The following is a 3826-nucleotide window of genomic DNA, read 5'->3' as shown; positions in this document are numbered from 1 at the left end:
CTCGAAGAGCTTCTCGGCACCGCGGTGCATGTAGCCGATGACCGGCTCCGCGTGCATGATGCGCTCGCCGTCCAGCACGAGCCTGAGCCGCAGCACACCGTGCGTGGACGGGTGCTGGGGCCCGATGTTGAGCACCATGTCGGTGCTCTCCGCCGCGCCGCCGATACCGACCGTGGTCTCCGTCGTAGGAGTCATGGCCCCAGTTTCCCCTACGTACGCTGAGCCCATGGAAACGGGGAGTCCCGCGGGGACCGGAGTGCCGGCGGACCAGCCGGCGTGGCGCGGGCTGCAGCCCGGGCTGTTGCGCGTGCGCCGACTGCTGCTGCTGGTGTGGACGGGGGTGGCCGCGGCTGCCGCGGGGCTGCTGCCCGGGCTCCTGGCGGGGCCGCCGTGGGCGGCCTGCGCGCTGCTGCCGCCGGCGTGCGCCGCCTGGTGCTGGCGGCTGCTGGGGCGCAACTGGCGCTCCTGGCGGTACACCGAGCGCGCCGACGACCTGCTGATCAGCCGCGGTGTGCTGTGGCGCGAGGAGACCGTGGTGCCGTACGGGCGGATGCAACTCGTGGAGGTGACCTCGGGCCCCCTGGAGCGGCGCTTCGGACTGGCCACCGTGCAGCTGCACACGGCCGCCGCTGCGACCGACGCGACCATCCCCGGCCTGGACCCGGCCGAGGCGGAGCGCCTGCGCGACCGGCTGACCGAGCTGGGCGAGGCACGATCGGCGGGCCTGTGACGCCCCCCGGCCGGGACGGCGGCATACCGGAGCACCCGCCCGTCACCGAGCGCCGGCTGCACCCGGTCACGCCCTTCCGCCGCGCCTGGGCGCCGCTGGCCGTGCTGGCCGGCTGGACGGTGCACGACCCGAACGGTGCCCACGAACAGCTCACCCGGCTGACCGGCACCGCCCTGCTGCTCGGCCTCGCGGTGCTGGTGCCGGCGGCCGGCCTCTACGGCTTCCTGAGCTGGTGGTTCACGCACTACGCCGTCACCGACACCGAGCTGCGGATACGCACCGGGCTGCTGTTCCGGCGCACCGCGCACATCCGGCTGGAGCGGATCCAGGCCGTGGACGTCTCCCGTCCGCTCCTCGCGCGCGTGGCGGGCGTGGCCAAACTGCGGATCGACGTCGTCGGCACCGACGACAAGGACGAGCTGGCCTTCCTGGGCGAGCGGGAAGCCCGGGCGCTGCGCGCGGAGCTGCTGGCGCGCGCGGCCGGTTTCGCGCCCGAGACGGCGCACGAGGTCGGAGAGGCGCCGGCGCGGGTGCTGCTGCACGTGCCGCCGCGCGAGCTGGTCCGCTCCCTGCTGCTGACCGGCGCCACCTGGGGCTCGCTGGGCACCGCGCTCGTCGTACCGGCCGTGCTGTGGCTCGTCACGCAGAACGTGTGGACCGTGCTGGCCACCGCCCTGCCGCTGTTCGGCGCGGCCGGCGCGCGCAGCGGGGGCCGGTTCGTCACCGAGTTCGACTGGACGGTCGGCGAGTCGCCGGACGGGCTGCGCATCGACCACGGGCTGCTCGACCGGGCGCACGAGACGGTGCCGCCCGGCCGGGTGCAGACCGTGCGGATCGTGGAGCCGCTGCTGTGGCGCGGGCGCGGCTGGGTGCGGGTGGAGCTGGACGTGGCCGGGTCCGACAACTCGGTGCTGATCCCGGTCGCCCCGCGCGCGGTCGCCGAGTCCGTCGTCGCGCGCGTGCTGCCCGGCGTGACGGTGCCCCGGGAGCTGTCCCGGGTGCCGCGGCGGGCCCGGTGGTGCGTGCCGGTGTGGTGGCGCGGCCAACGGCTCGCGGTCACCGGCGCGGTGTTCGCCGCCCGCAGCGGTCTGCTGCGCCGCCGGCTCTCGCTCGTCCCGCACGCCAAGGTCCAGAGCGTACGGCTCACCCAGGGGCCCTGGGGGCGCCTGTGGGGGCTCGCCGACGTCCACGTGGACACGGGAGCGGACAAGACCGTGACGGCCCGTCTGCGTGACGTCCGGGAGGCCGCACGCTTCCTCCACGAGCAGGCGGAACGCTCGCGCACCGGCCGTCGCACCGCGGGTCCCGACCGCTGGATGGCCAAGGGCTGACCCCGCTCCCGCCGTTCTCACACCGCGGGCCCGGCTCCCTCGCGGGGGACCGGGCCCGGCGGTGCGGCTGACGGCGGCTCAGGAAGCGGCGCTGCGCAGGCGCTGGACGTCGATCTGCTCGGTCTCGTCGTGCGCCGTCAGGTCGATGATCTGGCCGACCTCCCGGGACCGCGCGTCGGCGGGCTTGAAGCCGGCCTCCGCCTCGGCCTTGTGCACGGCGAGCGCCTCCGGGCCGACGACGTCGGCGAGGTCCTCGTTCTGCACGGAGTCCAGCGTGGCCTTCGACGCGTCCTTCTGGGTGCCGAAGAAGTCAAAGCCGCCCTCGACCACCGGCCGCCGCGCGGGCGCAGCCGGTACGACGGCCACCGCGGTCGGCACCGTGAAGTGCCCGGCGGGCGGCTGCCCCGCGGGCCTGACGGCCTCGGCCGCCGGGGAGGCGTCCGCGCCGTCCGACACGGCCTCCGCGCCCTCCGAAACGGCCTCCGCGCCGTCCCTCACGGCCTCCGCGCCGCCTTCTCCTTTGGCGACGGCACCGGCCCCGGACGCGTGCTCCTCGGGAGCCTCCGGCGCGTCGGCCCCGGAGGCCTCGGAGGCCTCGGAGGCCCCGGCGTCCGCACCGGCTTCCGCATGCGCGTCCGTGTCCGCATCCGCGTCTACGTCCGCCTCGGCGGGCTCGGCGGGCTCGGTCAGCGCGGTCTCCGGCTCGCCGGCCTCCGCGGCGTCGGACTCGGCGACGGGCTCGGCGTCCGACTCGGTCTCCGCCCCGGTGCCGGCGAGAGGCCCGGCCGCACCGCCGGACTCCGGCCCCGCCCCGCCCGGGGCGCCCCGGTCGAAGCGGGCCAGCGCCGTCAGCGCCTGCCGGTAGAGACGGGCGCCCTCGGACGAGAACACCGCGTACGCCGTCGGCTCCTCCCCGGCGCCCGCCGGGCCCGCGGGGGCCTCGGTGCCGGCCGTCCGCGACCGGGAACCCGGCGCGGGCGGCAGCGCGGGCGGCGACGGATCGGGCTCCGCCGTCTCGAGCTCCAGCAGCCGGCGGCCCTCCAGGGCGCTGGCGCGCTCCGTCTCCGCCGTGGCGTACCGGCGCAGCAGGGCCGCGTGCTCGTTGCGCAGGCCGGCCAGCTCGGCCCGCTTGGCGCGCAGCCGCTGCTCCAGCTTGGCGCGCAGTTCGCGCGACTCCTCCAGGTCGGTCTCCAGTTCGGCGACCCGTTCCTCGAACCGCCACTCGTCGCCGGCACGCGCGCGCATGAGTTCGGCGACCTGCTTGCCCGCCTGCGTGTCCCAGCGGCGCATCACGACCGCGCCGACGACCGCCGTCGCGGCGGCCGCGGCGGCCAGTGCGCGCAACACGGTGGCCTCGGAGAACACCCAGGGACCCAGCGCGCAGGCGACGGAGACGCCGGCGATCGCCGACGGGGGCAACAGCCGGTGCAGAGGCGGGGAATGGCGGTGGCGTCCACGTGGCATGGCCAGAAACTTACCGCGCGTAGGCGGATCATGGGCCCCCGCCCCGTAAAAACCCGGCCACGCCGCTGCCTTCACGGGCCGCCGGGGGCCCCGCCCGCTCAGCGGTCGGTGAGCCGCCCGCTGATCCACTGGAGGGTCGGCGGGATCTCGCGCCGCCAGGTGTTGAAGTTGTGCCCGCCGCTCTCCAGGATGATCGACGAGATCCGGGTCAGGTCCGTGGCCTGCACCCGCTCTATGAACCGCGTCGTGGCCTTGTAGTTGCGCTCGCCCACCTTGCTGCTGGTGACGAGCAGCGAGGTGT

The 3826-nt window shown here is 76.1% G+C and carries 3 protein-coding genes and 2 pseudogenes; 2 read left to right on the top strand and 3 right to left on the bottom strand.

Annotated elements, in window-relative coordinates; translation table 11 throughout:
• A pseudogene (locus tag IE312_RS40300) lies at nt 1–195 on the bottom strand (NADH-quinone oxidoreductase subunit D); the annotation flags it as partial.
• Between the two features lie 31 nt (nt 196–226).
• Here IE312_RS40300 and IE312_RS15755 point away from each other — a divergent pair.
• Both IE312_RS15755 and IE312_RS15750 read left to right on the top strand, forming a co-directional pair.
• Nucleotides 227–730 (top strand): PH domain-containing protein, encoded by a 504-nt coding sequence (locus IE312_RS15755; protein ID WP_189982203.1) that lies wholly within the window; start codon nt 227–229, stop codon nt 728–730.
• A complete protein-coding gene (locus IE312_RS15750) occupies nt 727–2061 on the top strand; it encodes a PH domain-containing protein (protein WP_189982201.1) in 1335 nt (444 codons plus the stop codon). Before IE312_RS15755 ends, IE312_RS15750 begins: the two co-directional genes overlap by 4 nt.
• A 78-nt stretch (nt 2062–2139) precedes the next feature.
• On the opposite strand, the gene IE312_RS15745 is transcribed toward IE312_RS15750, so the two are convergent.
• Both IE312_RS15745 and IE312_RS40295 read right to left on the bottom strand, forming a co-directional pair.
• Nucleotides 2140–3525 carry a hypothetical protein gene (locus IE312_RS15745; RefSeq protein WP_189982199.1) on the bottom strand — a complete coding sequence of 462 codons (1386 nt, stop codon included), beginning with the start codon at nt 3523–3525 and terminating at the stop codon, nt 2140–2142.
• Nucleotides 3526–3623: 98 nt separating this feature from the next.
• A pseudogene (locus tag IE312_RS40295) lies at nt 3624–3826 on the bottom strand (esterase); the annotation flags it as partial.

This window comes from Streptomyces capoamus (assembly GCF_014654935.1).
GTDB classification, from domain to species: Bacteria; Actinomycetota; Actinomycetes; order Streptomycetales; family Streptomycetaceae; genus Streptomyces; species Streptomyces capoamus.
Note: the sequence above shows the minus strand (reverse complement) of the source record. Positions and strands in the feature narration are given on the sequence as shown.

Excerpts from the sequence above, each read along its gene's own strand:
- IE312_RS15755 (WP_189982203.1), top strand. The coding sequence starts at position 227 with ATGGAAACGGGGAGTCCCGCGGGGACCGGAGTGCCGGCGGACCAGCCG.
- IE312_RS15745 (WP_189982199.1), bottom strand. The coding sequence starts at position 3,525 with ATGCCACGTGGACGCCACCGCCATTCCCCGCCTCTGCACCGGCTGTTG.